Source organism: Rheinheimera sp. (genome assembly GCF_030690345.1).
In the GTDB taxonomy this organism is placed as follows: Bacteria; Pseudomonadota; Gammaproteobacteria; order Enterobacterales; family Alteromonadaceae; genus Alishewanella.
The window spans coordinates 133961-151754 of sequence record NZ_JAUYGV010000001.1; the positions used below are offsets into that span (position 1 = coordinate 133961).

Below are 17794 nucleotides of genomic sequence, written 5' to 3' on the forward strand. Positions count from 1 at the left end.
TTTAAGATGTTGCTTAACTGCTGCTTTGTTAAACAAAGCGCTGTTTTAAGCAGCAATTTAGTACTTTTACAAAAACTCAAACGGATAAATAGCACATTCTGCTATACTGACGGCCATTTTTGTTAGGGGTTTGGGTAGCATGCTGGAATTCTGGGCGTTAACGTCTAAAGGGGTAGAAGAGCTGTTGGCGGATGAAATTCGCCAGCAGGGTGGCGAAGTGTTGAAAGTAACCATGGGTGTGGTGCGCTTTAAGGCAGAACTGCGCACAGGGTATCAATTATGTTTGTGGTCGCGCCTGGCTACCCGTATTTTGCGCTTAATCCAATCTGAGCCGGTAACGGCTGACAGTGATATTTATCAGATTGCGCAGAAAATTGACTGGCCACAGCAAATGTCACTGCGCAATACGTTGGCAGTTGACTGTGTTGGCAAGCACCCGAAAATAGACAACACCCAGTTTGGTGCTATCCGCTTAAAAGACGCCATTGTTGATCAGTTCCGTGAAGAAACCGGCCACCGCCCGGATGTTGACCGCATGGACCCCGATGTCCGCTTTCAGGTGCGGTTAGATAAAGCTCATTTCCACTTTTTACAGGACTTTTCCGGCCCGTCGTTGCATCAGCGTGGTTATCGCGCCGGCCAGGGCGAAGCACCATTAAAAGAGCATTTAGCGGCGGCGCTGTTAAAGCGCTCCGGCTGGCAGGTAGAACAACCGTTGTTTGACCCGTTTTGCGGCAGCGGCACTATAGTGCTGGAAGCGGCATTAATCGCGCTGAATAAAGCGCCGGGTTTAAGCCGCGAAAAGTTTGCCTTCGAAGGCTGGCCGGGCCATCGCGATGCCATATGGCAGCAGTTAAAACAAGAAGCCAAAGCGGCGCAGCGTGGGTTACCCGCAGCCGTACAGTTTTGGGGCTCGGATTTTGATGAGCGCAATTTAGCCAAAGCGAAGCAAAATGCCGCCCGTGCCGGTGTTGCATCTGTGGTGCAGTTTGATTATGCCGATGCCACAGCGTTAAAAGCGCCGGTAACCAATGTGCCGGGCGTTATTGTTACCAACCCGCCGTATGGTGAGCGGCTGGGCGATCTACCCTCATTAATACCGTTATACAGTAAATTTTCCTTAGCGTTAAAGCAGCACTATCAGGGCTGGCGTTTAGCCATTATTACCTCAAACACCGATTTACTGCGCGCGCTGCGCTTATCAAAAAGTAAAAGTTATAAATTTACCAATGGCCCGCTGGATTGTGATTTCACCCTGTTTGATTTAACCGAAAAACAAGTGGCGGTAAGCTCTGACGCGCCGGCGCTGTTTTACAGTGAAAGCAGCTCGTTTGGCAACCGCTTGGCGAAGAATGTAAAGCAGCTGCAAAAGTGGGCGAAAAAAGAAGGCTTAAGCTGCTACCGTCTATATGATGCCGATATTCCGGAATATAACGTGGCGGTAGATTGGTACGACGGCGAAGTGGTGGTGCATGAATATGCTGCGCCGGCCACGGTGGACGAGCAGGTATCGCAAAAACGCTTATTCGATGTGGTAAACCAGGTACCGCAGGTGCTGGCTATCAGCTCAGATAAAATGATTTTAAAAGTACGCGAAAAGCAAAAGGGCACTTCGCAGTATCAGGCGTTAAATAAAGCCGGCCAATATAAAGAAGTCAGCGAGTATGGCGCTAAGTTTTTAGTAAATCTGCGCGATTACCTGGATACCGGTTTATTTTTAGATCATCGCATTACCCGGCGGATGATCCAGCAGCAGGCCAAAGGTAAAACGGTGTTAAACCTGTTTGCTTATACCGGCAGTGCGTCGGTGCATGCCGCTATTGGCGGTGCCGCCAGTGTGACTACGGTAGATATGTCTAACACTTATTTAGACTGGGCTAAGCGTAACTTCACCATTAACGGCTTAACCGGCAAGCAGTATCAGTTCGAGCAAGCTGATTGCTTACAATGGTTAAGCCGCTGCCGTGCTCAGTTCGATTTAATTTTTGTTGACCCGCCAACCTTTTCTAACTCGAAACGGATGCAAGACAGCTGGGATGTGCAGCGCGATCACGTTAATTTGTTAAACATGCTGACGCCGCGACTGGCACCTGGCGGCAAAGTGATTTTCTCTAACAACAAACGCCGCTTTAAGATTGATACCCAGGCACTTAATGATGCCGGCTGGCAGGTAAAAGATATCTCGGCCGCTACCTTGCCGGAAGATTATAAGCGTAACCCGAATATTCACGTTTGTTTTGAGTTAACGCGCTAATAGTATGAATAGCATGCAACCGGTCTTAACCTTATACAGTACTTGGGGCTGTCATCTGTGCGAGCAGGCAGAGCAGCTGTTGATAGCCGCCGGCCAGGCCGGACAATTTCAGGTGGTTGATATTGTTGACGATGAGGCCGCGTTCACGCGCTATCGCGTGGCGATACCTGTATTAAAACAGGGTGATAACGAATTATGCTGGCCCTTTGATGCGGACCAGCTGGCAACATGGCTTAAGGATGTACAGTAGTGGAATTATTACGTTTTCAGCAGGCGTGTTTAGCCTTTGGCACCAACCCGATACTGGATCATGTCGACTTCAGCTTATTCAGTGGCGAGCGCGTGTGTTTAGTTGGTCGCAATGGCGCCGGTAAATCGTCATTGTTAAAATTGCTGACCGGACAGCAAAATCTGGACGATGGCCAGATCGTGGTGAATACCGGGGTAGTATTAAGCCGACTGGAGCAAGATCCGCCGGCAAAAATGGACGTGAAAATTGCCGACTTTATCCGCGAAGGTGCCGGTGATTTAGCGCAAATTGCGCAACAATTTTATACCTTGTCAGAAAATTTAGACGGCGCCTCAGATGCCGACTATCGTCTGTTTGAGAAATTACAAAGCGAAATGGATACCCGCGATGGCTGGGGGCTGGAATCCCGCGTTGCTGATTTATGCCAGCAGTTTGATATGAACCCCGATGCCAGTTTAGCTACGTTATCCGGTGGCTGGCTGCGCAAAGCTGCCCTGGCCCGGGCATTAGCCGCCAGGCCGGATATTTTATTACTCGACGAGCCGACTAACCACCTGGATGTTGCTGCTATTCAGTGGCTGGAGCAGTTTTTACTGAATTTTTCCGGTGCCATTATTTTTATCTCGCACGACAGGGCTTTTATCCGTGCTTTGGCTACCCGCATTATTGATCTGGACCGTGGTTTGTTAACGTCGCACCCCGGCAATTATCAGGAATACCTGGATCGTAAACAAAAAATGCTCGAAGACGAGCAACAGCACAATGCATTGTTTGATAAAAAACTGGCAGAAGAAGAAGTATGGATCCGCCAGGGTATTAAAGCGCGGCGCACCCGTAACGAAGGCCGGGTAAGAGCCCTTAAAGCGCTGCGGCGTGAGCGGGCAGAGCGGGTAGAGACTTTAGGCAAGGTCGATTTTAATATCGAGCAGGCCGATCGCTCCGGCAAGCTGGTATTTGAAACTAAAGCCATAAGCTGTGGCTTTAATGGCAAAACTGTTATAGATAAGCTTGATCTGTTGGTAATGCGCGGTGATCGTATTGCCCTGGTTGGGCCAAACGGTGTGGGTAAATCAACGCTGATTAAGCTGTTATTGGGTGACTATAAACACGACAGTGGCGAGATTAAGCGCGGCACCAATATTGAAGTGGCCTATTTTGACCAACACCGTATCGCACTGGATTTAGAAGCCACAGTGCAGGATAACGTTGCAGAGGGTAAACAGGAAATTACCCAAAATGGCAAAAGTCGCCATGTGCTCAGTTACCTACAGGATTTTTTATTCCCGCCGGCACGGGCGCGTACTCCGGTAAAAGCCTTATCGGGCGGTGAGAAGAACCGTTTATTGCTGGCCAAACTGTTTGCCAGACCAAGTAACTTATTGATCCTCGACGAGCCAACCAACGACTTAGATGTTGAAACGCTGGAGCTGCTGGAAGATATTTTGCAGCAATACCAGGGCACAGTGCTGCTGGTAAGCCACGACCGCGAATTCGTTAATAATACCGTAACCAGCTCACTGCTGTTTGCCGGTGGTGGCCGTATTATTGATATTGCCGGTGGCTATGACGACGTTATTGCTTACCAGCAACGCCTGCAACCAACTGCAGCCACTGCACAAAAAGTGACAAAGCCATCACAGAGCGTTACAGAACAAACGCCGGTGCAGGCTTCTGTTAGCAGTGCTAAGAAGTTATCATACAAAGAACAGCGTGAACTGGAGCAACTGCCTGCTTTAGTGGAGCAACTTGAAGCTGAGCTTGAAGCTTTACAACTGAAAGTAAATGATGCCGAGTTTTTTAAGCAAAGCGCAGAGCAAACGCAAGCTACATTGAACCAATTACAACAGACCGAGTCGAAGCTGGCGCAAGCGTACGCGCGCTGGGAAGAATTAGACGCATAAGAATCGTAGTAAATTTTAGGGGCCCCGAATGAAGTTATCACGCATCAGCCTGGCGATATTGCCGCTGTTAAGTCTGTGTTCTGTGCAAGCGGCAGTGTACAGCGTCGTTGAGATTGGTGAAGTCAGCGAAGTAAAGTCTACCTATGCTGCGGCAATAAACGATGCCGGAAGTGTGGTTGTTAATGGTGCTGTCAGCACAAACAATCCTTTAAATAACCTTGGCATTCCTAATGTAAACGGTAATGGTTTAGGGGCTTTTAATTTCCCGTTGGATCTTGATGTTATTGATTTTGAAAGTAATGCCGTGATTGCTTTATTAACGGACGAGCAGCTGGCTGATGCTATTAACGGTAATATTGATGCCTCTATACTAAACATTTTGCTGCGTTTTAATCCCGCAAACCAACGCATAGGTTACTCGTTGGGGTACGTATCTACTATAGACGGTATGTTACAAAACTTGCCGCTGCGCGATCTCACCCAACAGCGCGGCAACAGCGAATATTTATACGATATTAATAATGCCGGTGTTGCGGTGGGTACTGCAAGCACCACCTTTGCATTGCAAAGCTTTACCCCAGCCGTGACAGATGAAGAACCGGAACCGGAAACAGTCGATGTCTGGGTACCGGAACTATCTCATCAGTTAGGTGTGGTAGTGCAAAATAATCAGGTAAGCACGATTCCGGCACCTTATCAGGAGCTGGGTGGTGGTTTTACAGTAGCCAAAGCTATCAGTGATAGCGGCTTAATTGCCGGTTATGGCAGTAGTGGTATGGACGAAGATAAGCAGACTGAGATAGAAGAAGCCTGTGATGGTTCAGATACACCGGTAAATAACTGTTTGTATAACGACGCGATAGATGGCAGTTATCACAAAAGAGCTATGGTGTGGCAATTGCAGGCCAATGGTACTATCGGTGAACCTGAAATATTTGGTTTTCTGGGTGATAAAAATACCGGTGTTGCTTTTGATGGTGAAGGTGTAAACGGCAACACTTATTTTAGTGAGGCAAATGACGTTAATAACAATGGCCTGGCAGTAGGACATTCGATATATACTGACTCAGACAGAAATTTTCGTACAGAACACGCCAGCTTGTACACTGAAGGGCAGGTGCTGCCGCTGATTGATCCGTTGGAATGGTCAAGTAGCGATGCAGTTGCAGTGAATAACAACGATATTATTGTTGGCTACGCAAAAAAACGTATTAATTCGTTAGACCGCAACAAGTTTTTTTATCACGATTATAGTTCTGCGCAAACCGTATTCCCGCAAGATTTTTTTACCAGCTCTGCCTCAGAGCCGAATGCCATAAACGATCTTGATCAAGTAGTGGGTAGGGCAGAGGTTATGTTAGCCGGTACGACGACGAGACGTAAGCATGGCTTTATCTATGATATTGCGACAGACAGCTTTCGTGATCTAAATACCTTGCTGGGTTGCGATGTACCTTACACCATAGTGGATGCAAACGATATCAACAACAATGGGGAAATTTTGGCCACTGCTTTGGTTAAGCGTGAACAGCGTGATGCTTTAGGTGACGTAGTATTAGACAGTGCCGGTAATGCCATAGAAGAAGATGTGGTTATAGCCGTGAAACTAATACCTGTTGCCAATGGTGAAGCTGAAAATTGCACAACAGAGGATACAGTGTACGAGCGTAAAGGTGGCTCTTTGCCCTGGAGTCTGCTGGTATTGAGCTCCGGTTTGCTTTGGTGGCGTAAAACTAAGGTGTGACAAAAAGCTGCTTCGGCAGCTTTTTTTATCTCTGTCGCTGATGTGTAGAACTTAGCTATAAAAAAGCGCTGAGTTAGTGTAATTAGATATAAATAAATCTGTCATCAAATCTTAAACAAGTTCAGTTTGTTAGCCATTGTCAAGTAATTAATCTGCCGTATTCAAATTGAACCTTTGCGCAGTCCGGGCTATCTATTAAAGAGTAACCGCAAGACATGTTGCGGTTATTTTTATCACACAAAAAGTTGAGGAAGACTGCCGTATGAAAAGACAAAAACGTGATCGTCTGGAACGTGCTCATGCTCAAGGTTATCGTGCCGGTGTAACCGGACGGTCCAAAGAAATTTGCCCTTATCAAGGTTTAGATACGCGCTCACAATGGTTAGGAGGCTGGCGCGAGGCCATCGAAGATCGCAACGTTGGGTTGTTTAATAAAGGCCAATAGTTTTATAGGCAAATAGTTTTCTGTGTAGTTAATTACCGCATTAAAAAAGCCCCGGCAAGATTACTCTGCGGGGCTTTTGTCATTTTAGGGCAGTTACATCAGAAGCTGGACGTATCCTGAAATAAACCGACTTTTAAATCTTCTGCGGCATAAATATCGCGGCCATCCACACTGACAACACCATCAGCAATACCCATAAACAGTTTACGTTTAATCACGCGCTTCATATTGATGGTATAAGTAACTTTTTTCGCCGTTGGCAGAATTTGACCGGTAAACTTAACCTCGCCAACGCCCAGGGCGCGGCCTTTACCCGGACCTTCACACCAGCCCAAAAAGAAGCCGACTAATTGCCACATAGCATCCAGTCCCAGACAGCCGGGCATCACCGGATCACCTTTAAAGTGACAGGCGAAAAACCACAGGTCCGGTGTTATATCCAGCTCAGCAATAATTTGCCCCTTGCCGTATAAGCCACCTTCTTCAGAAATATGTACTATGCGATCCATCATCAGCATATTGTCAGAAGGTAATTGGCTATTACCTTCACCAAACAATTCGCCATTGGCACAAGCGATTAAATCTTCTTTTGTAAAGCTATTCTTAGTCATGTATGTTTAATCCAGTGAAAATACCGGGCCACTTTAGCGAACACTTGTACGCTAAACAAGTCCGATTTGTGTAAAGCCTTATTTTTACGCGCAAACCGGACAACCGGTTAAGTGTATGACAGTATGATTGCCAAAGAGTGACATCATGACCAACTCCAGTGGAAAAGCGCTGACCAATGCTGAGAAACAGCAGCGTTATCGTGAGCGGCAAAAACAATCCGGTAAAAAAGAGCTGCGTGGCTACCTGACACCGGAAGCGTTAACTTGCTATGAAGAGATCCAGAAGAAAACCGAATGGAGCGACAGCATCTTGCTCAGTAATGCTATCCGTTTGATGTACGCCGCACACAAATGTGGTCAGGTGGGCATTTTAAACAGCTGGTTAACCGAGCATAAGCGTTGATTTATCCGCACGGCAGGTGTTGCCGGTGCGTGTTCAGCGTTATAATGCCGCCAGTGTATGCTGAGTAACCAGAGAGCTTTTAATGATTTTGTTTGTACGGGATCTAACCGTTATTGATTTTTCTTACCTGTGCGCCAAGCGCGGTATGTTGGGTGAAAGCTATATTGTTGATGTAGAACTGCACGGCGGTTTGGATCAAACCTCGATGGTGTTGGATTTTGCCAAAGTTAAAAAAGTGATCAAGCAGGCAATAGATCAGCTGGTAGATCATAAGCTGGCAGTACCGGCCCTATCTGCGGCCCTTACCATGGAAAGCAGCGCTGAGTTGCAGCGCTTAAACTTTCAATCTGCACGCGGGCGCATCAGTATGGCGGCACCGGCACAGGCCATAGTGGCTATTGGCGCCGAAGATATAAATGAGCACAGCGTCACGGCATTTTTGCAGCAGCAAATTGCGCCTTTACTGCCGGACAATGTACAGCAGTTGATTTTTACTCTGCGGCCTGAGGCCAGCAACAGTTTTTACTATCACTACAGCCATGGTTTGAAGAAGCATGACGGTAATTGCCAGCGTATTGCCCATGGTCATCGCTCTACTATCCAAATTTATACCGATGGCATGTTAGCGCCACGGTTAAACAAATACTGGTGCGAGCGCTGGCAGGACATTTATTTAGGCAGCACTGAAGATATTTGCACACCGGCTGAATTACAACATCTGAGCGCAGGTGACGGCGATTATTGTTTTCGCTACCAGGCCGCCCAGGGCTGGTTTGAGTTAACGATGCCGGCTGCGCACTGTGAAATTGTGGCCTGTGATACCACGGTAGAGTGTTTGGCTGATTACATCGCCGCTGAGCTAAAGCAGCTGGATAACACAAAACAATATAAGGTAGTGGCATATGAAGGGGTGGGCAAAGGCGCTATCGCTGTTAGCTAGCGTCAGTTTTGTACTGGCAGCACAACCGCAACCACAGCTCGAAGGGCAGCTAACCCAGGGCAGTTTAGTACGCGGCAAAGCGCCGCTTGGCAGCAAAGTGTTTTTTAATCAAACAGAGCTTCCACTTAGCAGCGATGGCCGCTTTGTGTTTGGTATTGGCCGTGACGCACCACTTGAGCATCAGCTTAAAGTGGTACTGGACGGGAAAGAGCATGTTTCCACGCTGAGCTTTACTGCGCGGCAATACGATGTTCAGCATGTTAACGGTGTCGCACAAAAATATGTGACACCGCCGGCAGAGGTTACCGAGCGTATTCGCCGCGACAACCTGCAGGTGCGGGCAGTTCGCGAAACTATATCAGACTTACCGTACATTTTTGCTACCCCGGTAATGCCGGCACAGGGCCGTATTTCCGGAGTTTACGGCAGCCAACGGGTATTTAACGGTGAGCCGCGCAATCCGCACTATGGCCTGGATGTCGCTGCGCCGGTGGGGGCTCCCGTAACAGCGCCGCTTGGTGGCACCGTATTGCTGGCAGAAGATTTATATTATTCCGGCCTGACATTGATAGTGGATCATGGCTTTGGCATCAGCTCTACCTTTATGCATTTAAGTAAGTTTGATGTAGCCGTGGGACAAAGCATAACGCAGGGTCAGAAGATTGCAGAGGTGGGTGCCACCGGCCGTGTTACCGGGCCGCATCTGGACTGGCGTATTAACTGGCAGCAGGAACGGTTGGATCCGGCCCTGCTACCGGGTTTGGTTATAAACTAACGCGGCTGAACTTGTTGTAGCCAGGCGTCGCACAATGTTTGTTCTGCAACTGTAAGCACCGCAACCTGTTGTGGTGCGGCATTTAACGTTAGCTGGCTCTGCAATAAACGGTCTTTACGATAAAAATGCAGTGTTAAGCTGTCGCCGTTTCTGCTGCGTTTTAACAGCTGTGGCAGGCTGGTGGCACTTATTTTACGGCCATCCAACGCTAACAGCTGATCTCCGCTCATTAAACCGGCCTGATGCGCACTACCGCCATGATAAACCTGTGTCAGCTGCACCAGGCCATTAACAACCTTGGTTTGGGCGCCGATAAACGCCGGCGCATCCGCCGTCGCCTCACCACCGAAATCATCGCCATGTTGCATAGGTCGCAAGGTTAGCTGCAACCCCAGTGCCGGTAACAGTGATGCCAGCGGCAGGCTAATGGCCTGTGTTAGCCAATCATCGGTCAGGGCGGCTAGTTCAGCAAAGCCCAGTTGCTGCAGCACCAGTTGTAAGGCATTATCCGGTGTACCTGATACCAGGTACTGCTGCCATAATTGACGCACAACCTGATCAAGGCAGGCACCGTGGCGGCGTAACCAGGCATCCAGACACAGTGCCAATAAGGCGCCTTTAGCGTAGTAACTGACCACTGCATTAACGGCATTTTCATCCTGCTTATAAAACTTAGTCCAGGCGGTAAAACTACTGTCAGTCAGGCTTTGTTGCGTGTCACTTGGGTTACGCGTGACTCTTGAGATGGTCTTTTCCAGCGTTTTAATATAGCTTTTACTGTCAATTAAGCTGGCACGCACCAGCGCCAGGTCATCGTAGTAGGAGGTGAAACCTTCGTATAACCACAGCTGTGGCGTGTACTGCTCTGCTGCTAACTGATACTGTGCGAAGCAGGCCGGTTTTAACCGTTTAACCCACCAGGTATGAAAATATTCGTGGCTGCAAAGTGCCAGCAGGTTTTGATACTTGTCGTCAGTGTCAGCCTGGCCCGGCGCCGGTAAATCAAAGCGGCTGCACAGCAATAGCGTTGAATTGAGATGCTCCAGGCCACCGTAGCCATCTTCTGTGACCCAGAGTAAAAACCAATAGCTGGTTAAATCGGCCGGCAGGCTGCCGAAGGTTGTTACTTGTTGGCGGCAAATTTTTTCCACATCATGACTAAAACGCGGTAAGTCAGTTAAGTTGTCGCCTGTTACCACCAGGTAGTGTGTAATGTCATCAATGCTGAACTCTGCCAACTGGAAATGGCCCGCCAGTATCGGGCTGTCGATAAGGTTTTGATAGCTGGTAGCCAGATATTCGCCAAAGCCAAGAAAATCAGTGTCGGTAGCGCGATTTAAGCCGGTAGCAAGCCGCCAGTTTTTGGTTACGTGTGACTTAGGTTTGCTGATATGCAGCCGATGCGGCAACTGCTCTAACGTGCTGACACTCAGGCACAGGCTGGCAGGGTTCAGCACGGCGATCTCATCATCAATATAGGCTGCGCGCACCGATAAATCATAAGCATATAGCTGATAAGTTACGCTGACGGTGCTGCTGTTACAGTGCAACTGCCAGCGTTGTTTATCCATTTGCTGCAGTATCAGCGGCCCGCTGTCGTCTGCAGCACTGATGGCAACAATGTTGCGGGCAAAATCACGGATCATATAGCTGCCCGGGATCCACGCCGGCAGCGCCAGTTCATGTATTGCATCAACGGGTTTAAAGCTCAGGTTAACGCTGACCAGGTGTGCGCCGATATCGCTGATATCCAGCCGGTACTTCACAGATTTCATAGTATTTCTCTTTGCCTGCTGTGCTTTGGCGTATTAAGCTGGCTATTATGCCGCTAAAACCGACGAAGGAAAATGACATGGCTGTAGAAACGGTATTCAGTAAAATTATCCGCCGCGAGGCCAATGCTGATATTTTATATCAGGATGAATTGGTAACGGCGTTTCGTGATATTCACCCCAGAGCGCCGGTGCATATTTTACTGGTTCCTAATCAGCTTATTCCAACGGTAAATGATGTAGAGCCACAACACGAGGCGGCACTGGGCCGTTTGTTTAGTGTGGCGCGTAAATTGGCAGCAGAGCATGGTATTGCCGACAAAGGCTATCGCTTGATCATGAACTGCAATGCCCATGGTGGCCAGGAGGTATATCATATTCACCTGCATTTGGTTGGCGGCAGGGCGTTGGGGCCGATGTTAAGCCGCTAACTGAAGCGGTAACGGCAGCGTTGAATACGTATTTCTCTGCGATACTGTTGCAATTGCAGACAAGTCTTATAGAATCCGCGTCCTGAAGCTTTACCGGCAAAGTACTAAACAGTACAGAAGAGTACAGATATGAATAATGACGCCCTGATCGCCAAACGGATGGAGCATGCGGTTACCCGGGTAACCAAAACCGTATTTCCCGGCAGAACCAACCATCACAATACCTTATTTGGTGGCGAAGCGCTGGCCTGGATGGACGAAGCTGCCTTTATCGCGGCAACGCGGTTTTGCCGCAAACCGCTGGTTACTGTCAGTTCAGACCGGGTAGATTTTAAAGAGTCTATTCCGGCCGGCACTATTATTGAACTGGTAGCCAAAGTGGAACATGTCGGGCGCACCAGCATCCGCGTGCATGTCGATATCTTTGTTGAGCATATGTACAACGATGATCAGCATAAAGCCATTTCCGGCAGCTTTACTTTTGTAGCGCTGGGGCCGGATCGTAAACCAACCCCTGTCATCGGTTAATTAGCCATGTTTATCCGGTCTGTATCGCTGATATAATGCGATCAACACGTGGACAAATGCGCTCAGTGAGCAGGGCACTTTACTGTTATTTGGTTATAATCGGGCCATTGTCCGGCCGTAGCGCAGGTTTTATTGGTGTATAAGTTATTTGAAGATCGTACCAGACAGTTCTGGATCCTGCATACTCTGGGCTGGCTGGGTTTTGCCATTGTCAATTATCTGGGCTCTTTGGTGCAGGAAACCCGCGACGCCTATCTGATTGTGGTTGCGCTCGACTCTTACATCGGCTGGCTTATTACGATTCCGCTGCGTTACGCTTATCAAAAAGTATGGCATTGGATACCATGGAAAATGGTGCTGACCGTGCTGCTGCTGGCATTTGTAGTTGCCGCAATCTGGACCGCCGTACGAAACTTTAATTACTGGGAAATATACCGCCACGGCGCCAGGCCGGATGACTGGCTAAAGTACGTGCGTGATACACCGGTAGCCTTTTATGTCATCTTAAGCTGGAGCGGGCTGTATTTCGGTATTAAGTACTATCAAACACTGCAGTTGGAAAAACAAAAATCCTTAACTGCGACCAATAAAGCGCACGAAGCCCAGCTTAAAATGCTGCGTTATCAGCTTAACCCGCACTTTTTGTTTAACACCTTAAATGCCATTTCCACCCTGGTTTTGATCAACGAAGCCGACACAGCCAATAAAATGGTAACCAGGCTTAGTGACTTTTTGCGCTATTCGTTGTACAAAGATCCTATTAACAAAGTTGCGCTGGAGCAGGAGATTTACGCTGCGCGGCTGTATCTTGAAATTGAGCGGGTACGGTTCTCTGAGCGACTGTCGATAGTGTTTGATATTGAGCCTGGTACCGAGCAAGCTTTGGTACCCAGCTTAATACTGCAACCGCTGATAGAAAATGCCATTAAGTATGCGGTAGCCAGCCAGATTAATGGTGGCGAAATAGCCATTACGGCGAAAAAATTTGGTCACGATTTATTGCTGGAAGTAGCTGATAATGGCCCGGGTATGACCATTAATGACGGTCTGCCGAAAAGCAATGATAGCGGCGTTGGCCTGGTGAATACCAAAGAGCGGCTTGCGGCGCTTTACGATAATGACTTTGCATTGGTTTTAACGCATAACCAACCGCGTGGTTTAAAAGTAAATATAAGAATTCCACTACAACTAGAAAAAACGGAACAGGAACATGCTTAAGGTAATAGTAGTTGACGACGAACCGCTGGCCCGTAAAGGGATGTTGGTGCGGTTGAAAGAGTTTCCCGAGCTGGATGTGGTTGCTGAATGCAGCAACGGTCAGCAAGCAATAGAAAGTATCAGCCAACATAAACCGGATCTGGTATTTCTGGATGTCGAAATGCCCGGCATGGACGGTTTCAGCGTCTTAAAACAGTTGCAGGCGCAGCAGCAAACCTTGCCGTATATCGTGTTCGTTACCGCTTATGATCACTATGCGTTTAATGCTTTTGAAGTCAGTGCACTGGATTATGTGTTAAAGCCGGTCGAACCGGAGCGCCTACGGCAAGCCGTAGAGAAAGTGCTGAAGTTGTTTTTAGCCCAGGATACGCAAAAACATAAAGGCCAGTTAGCGGAGGCCGTAGCCAAACTGACCGGTGATGATGCCGGTAATATTTTACAACGACTGGATAACGCCGAACCGGTAGTAAACGATCGTTTTCCGGATGCTATCAGCATTAAAGACAGCGGCGAAATTACCCGGGTACCGGTATCTGCTATCGAGTGGGTTGATGCCGCCGGTGACTATATGTGTATTCATACCCGCGATGGTCAGACGCATATACTGCGGCGCACCATGAAAGAACTGGAGCAGGAGCTGGACCCAAGGCTGTTTGTCCGCGTGCACCGCTCAGCCATTGTTAACGTGCATACCATTGCCAAGCTGCAAATGCTGGCTAACGGCGAGCATCAGTTAATGTTAACCAATGGCCAGTCAGTAAAAGTAAGCCGCAGCTATAAAGACCGCGTAAAACAAGTCTTCAGTAACTGATGTGGCGTTTAGTCGCTGGCAATTTGCTGTTGCCAGCGTACTAAAAACGGGTCGATCTGCTTTTTCCGCTCACCGGTTTGGGCCAGCGGGTACAATAACGCCTGTTGATTAATCTCTCCCGCCATCATTAAATGTGCACCCGCTACCAGTTGTTCTACAGCAAAAGCGCCTAATTTGGTTGCCAAAATACGGTCGGCGCCAACCGGTGAGCCGCCGCGTTGGATATGGCCCAAAATACAGGCACGGCATTCTATGCCCAAAGCTGAACTGAGCGCCTCTGCCAGCGCTGTGGTGCCACCCGGGTAACTGTTCTCTGCTACCACCATAATGTAGCTGCTTTTGCCGCGTAGCAGCTGGGCACGCTGAATGGGGGTGATCAGCGTTTTGAGCGCATTGGCCTGCAATGCACCGAACTCGGGGCAAATAATTTGCTCGGCGCCGGCGGCAATACCGGCCGAGAGTGCAATATAGCCGGAGTGGCGGCCCATTAGTTCGACTAAAAAAATACGCTCAAACGCATCGGCAGTATCACGAATTTTGTCTATCGCATCCAGCGCGGTATCAATTGCCGTGGCAAAACCTATGGTGAAATCGGTGCCATCAACATCATTATCTATAGTGCCCGGCACGCCGATGATCTGGCCGCGGTAATAAGGCGCAATAGCTAAAGCGCCACGGAAACTGCCATCGCCGCCAATAATTAATAACGCATCTAACTGTAACCTGTGCAGTGTATCTGCCGCCTGGCGGGCACCGGCGTCGGTATGCAGCGCTTTGCAACGGGCACTTTTTATTATAGTGCCGCCTTGCTGGATAATATGCTGCACATGTTGCGGCAACAAGGTTTGTGAATCGTCTTCGAGTAAGCCGTTAAAACCATGGCGGAAACCTATTACGTCGATATTGTGCGCCGCAGCCGTTAATACTGCCGCGCGAATAGCAGCGTTCATGCCCGGCGCATCGCCGCCGGAGGTTAATATGCCAATGCGTTTTATCATACAGGGTGCTTTGTTCAGTATTCAGCTAAAAACTGCGTTCAGTATAGAGCCTGATGTCAGTGTCGGTGTTTGATATAGCGCAAGCGGTGGTAATTTAGTCGCAACTGTTACTGATATAACGCGACAAGTTCAGCACAAATAAGCGAAAATGCCGCTATTGTAACCGGCGAACAGCGGCATTGCTGCCAGCGGTCAATTATATCGGGATCATAATGCATCAAATTACAGGTAAAAGCCTGGCTGGTATGCTGTTAGCGCTCACCACGGCAGTGTTATGGGGCATTTTACCGATAGCGCTGAAAATACTGCTGGATGTGATAACAGCCAACACCATAACGGCGATCCGCTTTCTGGCCGCTGCGGTGATGGTTGGTGTTTGGTTGGGCCTGCGCGGCAAGCTGCCGGCACTCACTGTGTTATTTCGCGGCAAAGTGGCCTGGTTAATGCTGATTGCGGTGGCAGGCTTATTGTCGAATTACATTATGTACCTTAGCGGCTTAAATTACCTTAGTGCAGAAACCGGCCAGGTGGTGATACAGCTGGCGCCATTTCTGATGATGCTCGGCGGCGTGGTTATTTTTAAAGAACGCTTGTTGCTGTGGCAAAAAATCGGTGCGGTGACGCTGGTCGCCGGGTTGCTGCTGTTTTTTAACGAACGCTTACTGCTGTTGGTGCTGCAGGCCGGTAGCGAAACCCTCGGTGTGTTGTTAGTTATTGCCGCCGCTGTTACCTGGGCCGCTTATGCGTTGGCGCAAAAGCAATTGCTGGTGCATTACAGCTCAAAACAAGTTATGTACTTACTCTACGTCGCCGGCAGCATCGCGTTTTTACCGCTGTCGGATTTTTCGCCGCTACAGAGTATGAGCCAGCTGCATTGGGCTTTGCTGATTTTCTGTTGTTTAAATACGGTTGTGGCTTACGGTGCCTTTGCCGAAGCGCTGCATCATTGGGAAGCATCGAAGGTGAGTGCAGTACTGGCAGTAACGCCGTTATTTACCATCTTATTCGCCAATGTTATCGGCTGGTTGTTGCCGGGCTTTTTAGTGCCGCAGCAGCTGAATCTGTGGTCCTGGCTTGGCGCCATCTTTGTGGTGTTGGGCTCAGCGCTTACCGCCCTGGCGCCGCAATTTGTGCAATACCGCGCAGCGCAAAAAGTGCGTAAGCTGCAGCGCGACGTATTTTGAGTTCATACATCGCGACAAATAAAAAAGGGCCCTGACAGGCCCTTTTTTATTGTTGCAGTGCTTATTTTACCTGCACAATTCTGCAGGTGTTAGATGCGCCTATGGTTTCCATCACATCGCCGTGCGTCATAATGACCAGGTCACCGCTTTTCAACCCGGCTTTTACTTTGATAGCTTCAATAGCCGCATCAGCAAGGGATTGGCCAACTAACGCTGTGCTGTCAAAAAATGCCGGATACACGCCGCGGTATAACGCCATCTTGTTCAGTGTTTTGCTGTGGCGTGACAGGGCATAAATTGGCTGTGGGGAAGTAATACGTGACATCAGCTTGGCGGTATAGCCTGACTCTGTCAGCGTAATAATGGCTTTAATGCCTTCCAGGTGGTTGGCGGCATACATGGCCGATAAGGCGATGGTTTCGCTGATCTCGGTAAAGGTAACATCCATACGGTGTTTGGAGATTTGCACACTGGGGTGCTTTTCCGCGCCGTCACATACCCGCGCCATAGCACGTACGGTTTCGGTAGGGTATTTACCGGCGGCCGTTTCAGCAGACAGCATCACTGCATCAGTACCGTCCAACACGGCGTTAGCCACGTCCATTACCTCAGCACGGGTCGGCATCGGGCTTTCAATCATGCTTTCCATCATCTGGGTCGCGGTGATCACCACGCGGTTTAACTGACGCGAGCGGGCAATAATGCGTTTTTGCTGACCAACTAACTCGGCATCGCCAATTTCTACGCCTAAATCGCCACGGGCAACCATTACCGCATCAGAGGCGCGGATAATGTCATCCAGGGTTTCGTCGTCTGCTACGGCTTCAGCACGTTCAATTTTTGCCATAATGCGCGCTTCAGAACCGGCAGCTTGCGCCAGCTCGCGGGCTAAACGTAAATCGTCGCCACAGCGCGGGAAAGACACTGCCAGAAAATCGACATCAATCTCGGCAGCGGTAATAATATCGCGTTTGTCTTTCTCGGTCAGGGCAGGGGCTGTTAAACCGCCGCCCTGGCGGTTAATGCCTTTATTGTTACTCAGCTTACCGCCTACCGTAACAGTAGTATAAACACGGGCACCTTCTACGCGATCAACACTCAGCTGAATGCGGCCATCGTCCAGCAGCAATAAGTCGCCTGGTTCTACATCTTGTGGCAGTTGTTTGTAATCAATACCTACCTGGTGCTCATCACCTTCGCCTTTGGCCAGTTCGGCATCCAACACATAAGGTTGGCCTTCTTCTAACTGCACGGCACCGTTTTTAAAGGTAGAGACACGGATTTTCGGCCCTTGTAAATCGCCGAGTATAGCAACGTGGGCGCCGAGCTTTTCTGCAGCAGCGCGCACCATGGTGGCACGTTCGCGGTGATCATCAGCACTGCCATGCGAGAAGTTTAACCGAAATACCGACGCGCCGGCCTGGATCAACTTTTCGATTGAAATTTGCGTGCTGGTGGCGGGGCCGAGGGTGGCAACAATTTTAGTTCTTCTGTGCATGGTGTTTTCCTGCTGATAACAAAGAGGGTGT

17 protein-coding genes are annotated in these 17794 nt (G+C 49.0%); 13 read left to right on the forward strand and 4 right to left on the reverse strand.

All coding sequences use genetic code 11. The features are described from left to right. Positions 1 to 139 precede the first annotated feature (139 nt). The 5 genes from rlmKL (at position 140) to rmf (ending at position 6594) form a co-directional block, all read left to right on the forward strand. Positions 140 to 2254 carry a bifunctional 23S rRNA (guanine(2069)-N(7))-methyltransferase RlmK/23S rRNA (guanine(2445)-N(2))-methyltransferase RlmL gene (gene rlmKL, locus Q8O77_RS00615; protein ID WP_305550702.1) on the forward strand — a complete coding sequence of 705 codons (2115 nt, stop codon included), beginning with the start codon at positions 140 to 142 and terminating at the stop codon, positions 2252 to 2254. Between the two features lie 4 nt (positions 2255 to 2258). Continuing rightward, complete coding sequence (locus tag Q8O77_RS00620; protein ID WP_305550703.1) at positions 2259 to 2504, forward strand: glutaredoxin family protein; 246 nt, start codon at positions 2259 to 2261, stop codon at positions 2502 to 2504. Beyond that, entirely contained in the window at positions 2504 to 4405 is a 1902-nt protein-coding gene (locus Q8O77_RS00625) for an ATP-binding cassette domain-containing protein (RefSeq protein ID WP_305550704.1), read from the forward strand. Before Q8O77_RS00620 ends, Q8O77_RS00625 begins: the two co-directional genes overlap by 1 nt. A 28-nt stretch (positions 4406 to 4433) precedes the next feature. Next, complete coding sequence (locus Q8O77_RS00630; protein WP_305550705.1) at positions 4434 to 6149, forward strand: DUF3466 family protein; 1716 nt, start codon at positions 4434 to 4436, stop codon at positions 6147 to 6149. 262 nt (positions 6150 to 6411) lie between these two features. After that, positions 6412 to 6594, forward strand: a complete 183-nt coding sequence (gene rmf / locus Q8O77_RS00635; RefSeq protein ID WP_068238104.1) for a ribosome modulation factor — start codon at positions 6412 to 6414, stop codon at positions 6592 to 6594. Positions 6595 to 6692: 98 nt separating this feature from the next. On the opposite strand, the gene fabA is transcribed toward rmf, so the two are convergent. Continuing rightward, entirely contained in the window at positions 6693 to 7205 is a 513-nt protein-coding gene (fabA, locus tag Q8O77_RS00640; RefSeq protein ID WP_305550706.1) for a bifunctional 3-hydroxydecanoyl-ACP dehydratase/trans-2-decenoyl-ACP isomerase, read from the reverse strand. Positions 7206 to 7350: 145 nt separating this feature from the next. Between fabA and Q8O77_RS00645 the strand changes: the two genes are divergently transcribed. From Q8O77_RS00645 to Q8O77_RS00655, 3 genes are all read left to right on the forward strand, one after another. After that, the gene (locus tag Q8O77_RS00645; protein ID WP_305550707.1) at positions 7351 to 7608 is read left to right on the forward strand and encodes a hypothetical protein; all 258 of its coding nucleotides are present in this window, start codon (positions 7351 to 7353) and stop codon (positions 7606 to 7608) included. An 82-nt stretch (positions 7609 to 7690) separates the two neighbouring features. Beyond that, positions 7691 to 8548 carry a 6-carboxytetrahydropterin synthase gene (locus Q8O77_RS00650; RefSeq protein WP_305550708.1) on the forward strand — a complete coding sequence of 286 codons (858 nt, stop codon included), beginning with the start codon at positions 7691 to 7693 and terminating at the stop codon, positions 8546 to 8548. Then, complete coding sequence (locus tag Q8O77_RS00655) at positions 8511 to 9323, forward strand: M23 family metallopeptidase (RefSeq protein WP_305550709.1); 813 nt, start codon at positions 8511 to 8513, stop codon at positions 9321 to 9323. Before Q8O77_RS00650 ends, Q8O77_RS00655 begins: the two co-directional genes overlap by 38 nt. On the opposite strand, the gene Q8O77_RS00660 is transcribed toward Q8O77_RS00655, so the two are convergent. Beyond that, on the reverse strand, positions 9320 to 11098 hold the full coding sequence (locus tag Q8O77_RS00660) for a M61 family metallopeptidase (protein WP_305550710.1): 1779 nt from the start codon (positions 11096 to 11098) through the stop codon (positions 9320 to 9322). The two genes, Q8O77_RS00655 and Q8O77_RS00660, sit on opposite strands and share 4 nt — an antisense overlap. A gap of 77 nt (positions 11099 to 11175) precedes the next feature. Between Q8O77_RS00660 and Q8O77_RS00665 the strand changes: the two genes are divergently transcribed. The 4 genes from Q8O77_RS00665 (at position 11176) to Q8O77_RS00680 (ending at position 14083) form a co-directional block, all read left to right on the forward strand. Continuing rightward, positions 11176 to 11526 (forward strand): HIT domain-containing protein, encoded by a 351-nt coding sequence (locus Q8O77_RS00665; protein ID WP_305550712.1) that lies wholly within the window; start codon positions 11176 to 11178, stop codon positions 11524 to 11526. Between the two features lie 129 nt (positions 11527 to 11655). Next, positions 11656 to 12054, forward strand: coding sequence for an acyl-CoA thioesterase (locus Q8O77_RS00670; protein ID WP_305550714.1), 399 nt, complete (start codon positions 11656 to 11658; stop codon positions 12052 to 12054). A 135-nt stretch (positions 12055 to 12189) separates the two neighbouring features. After that, on the forward strand, positions 12190 to 13272 hold the full coding sequence (locus tag Q8O77_RS00675) for a sensor histidine kinase (RefSeq protein WP_305550716.1): 1083 nt from the start codon (positions 12190 to 12192) through the stop codon (positions 13270 to 13272). Continuing rightward, positions 13265 to 14083, forward strand: coding sequence for a LytTR family DNA-binding domain-containing protein (locus Q8O77_RS00680; RefSeq protein ID WP_305550717.1), 819 nt, complete (start codon positions 13265 to 13267; stop codon positions 14081 to 14083). The genes Q8O77_RS00675 and Q8O77_RS00680 overlap by 8 nt, the downstream gene beginning before the upstream one ends. An 8-nt stretch (positions 14084 to 14091) precedes the next feature. Here the strand turns inward: Q8O77_RS00680 and Q8O77_RS00685 are convergent, their stop codons facing one another. Then, positions 14092 to 15081 (reverse strand): 6-phosphofructokinase, encoded by a 990-nt coding sequence (locus Q8O77_RS00685; protein ID WP_305550718.1) that lies wholly within the window; start codon positions 15079 to 15081, stop codon positions 14092 to 14094. 212 nt (positions 15082 to 15293) lie between these two features. On the opposite strand from Q8O77_RS00685, the gene Q8O77_RS00690 reads away from it, so the two are divergent. Continuing rightward, positions 15294 to 16265, forward strand: a complete 972-nt coding sequence (locus tag Q8O77_RS00690; protein ID WP_305550719.1) for a DMT family transporter — start codon at positions 15294 to 15296, stop codon at positions 16263 to 16265. Positions 16266 to 16326: 61 nt separating this feature from the next. On the opposite strand, the gene pyk is transcribed toward Q8O77_RS00690, so the two are convergent. Continuing rightward, the gene (gene pyk / locus Q8O77_RS00695) at positions 16327 to 17763 is read right to left on the reverse strand and encodes a pyruvate kinase (protein ID WP_305550720.1); all 1437 of its coding nucleotides are present in this window, start codon (positions 17761 to 17763) and stop codon (positions 16327 to 16329) included. Between the last annotated feature and the right edge of the window lie 31 nt (positions 17764 to 17794).

What these genes read in the sequence shown, in the direction of transcription:
- Q8O77_RS00620 (WP_305550703.1), top strand. Translation starts at nt 2,259, where the DNA reads ATGAATAGCATGCAACCGGTCTTAACCTTATACAGTACTTGGGGCTGT.
- Q8O77_RS00655 (WP_305550709.1), top strand. Translation starts at nt 8,511, where the DNA reads ATGAAGGGGTGGGCAAAGGCGCTATCGCTGTTAGCTAGCGTCAGTTTT.
- fabA (WP_305550706.1), bottom strand. Translation starts at nt 7,205, where the DNA reads ATGACTAAGAATAGCTTTACAAAAGAAGATTTAATCGCTTGTGCCAAT.
- Q8O77_RS00630 (WP_305550705.1), top strand. Translation starts at nt 4,434, where the DNA reads ATGAAGTTATCACGCATCAGCCTGGCGATATTGCCGCTGTTAAGTCTG.
- Q8O77_RS00665 (WP_305550712.1), top strand. Translation starts at nt 11,176, where the DNA reads ATGGCTGTAGAAACGGTATTCAGTAAAATTATCCGCCGCGAGGCCAAT.
- Q8O77_RS00645 (WP_305550707.1), top strand. Translation starts at nt 7,351, where the DNA reads ATGACCAACTCCAGTGGAAAAGCGCTGACCAATGCTGAGAAACAGCAG.
- Q8O77_RS00670 (WP_305550714.1), top strand. Translation starts at nt 11,656, where the DNA reads ATGAATAATGACGCCCTGATCGCCAAACGGATGGAGCATGCGGTTACC.
- Q8O77_RS00660 (WP_305550710.1), bottom strand. Translation starts at nt 11,098, where the DNA reads ATGAAATCTGTGAAGTACCGGCTGGATATCAGCGATATCGGCGCACAC.
- Q8O77_RS00685 (WP_305550718.1), bottom strand. Translation starts at nt 15,081, where the DNA reads ATGATAAAACGCATTGGCATATTAACCTCCGGCGGCGATGCGCCGGGC.
- Q8O77_RS00690 (WP_305550719.1), top strand. Translation starts at nt 15,294, where the DNA reads ATGCATCAAATTACAGGTAAAAGCCTGGCTGGTATGCTGTTAGCGCTC.
- rmf (WP_068238104.1), top strand. Translation starts at nt 6,412, where the DNA reads ATGAAAAGACAAAAACGTGATCGTCTGGAACGTGCTCATGCTCAAGGT.
- rlmKL (WP_305550702.1), top strand. Translation starts at nt 140, where the DNA reads ATGCTGGAATTCTGGGCGTTAACGTCTAAAGGGGTAGAAGAGCTGTTG.
- pyk (WP_305550720.1), bottom strand. Translation starts at nt 17,763, where the DNA reads ATGCACAGAAGAACTAAAATTGTTGCCACCCTCGGCCCCGCCACCAGC.
- Q8O77_RS00680 (WP_305550717.1), top strand. Translation starts at nt 13,265, where the DNA reads ATGCTTAAGGTAATAGTAGTTGACGACGAACCGCTGGCCCGTAAAGGG.
- Q8O77_RS00650 (WP_305550708.1), top strand. Translation starts at nt 7,691, where the DNA reads ATGATTTTGTTTGTACGGGATCTAACCGTTATTGATTTTTCTTACCTG.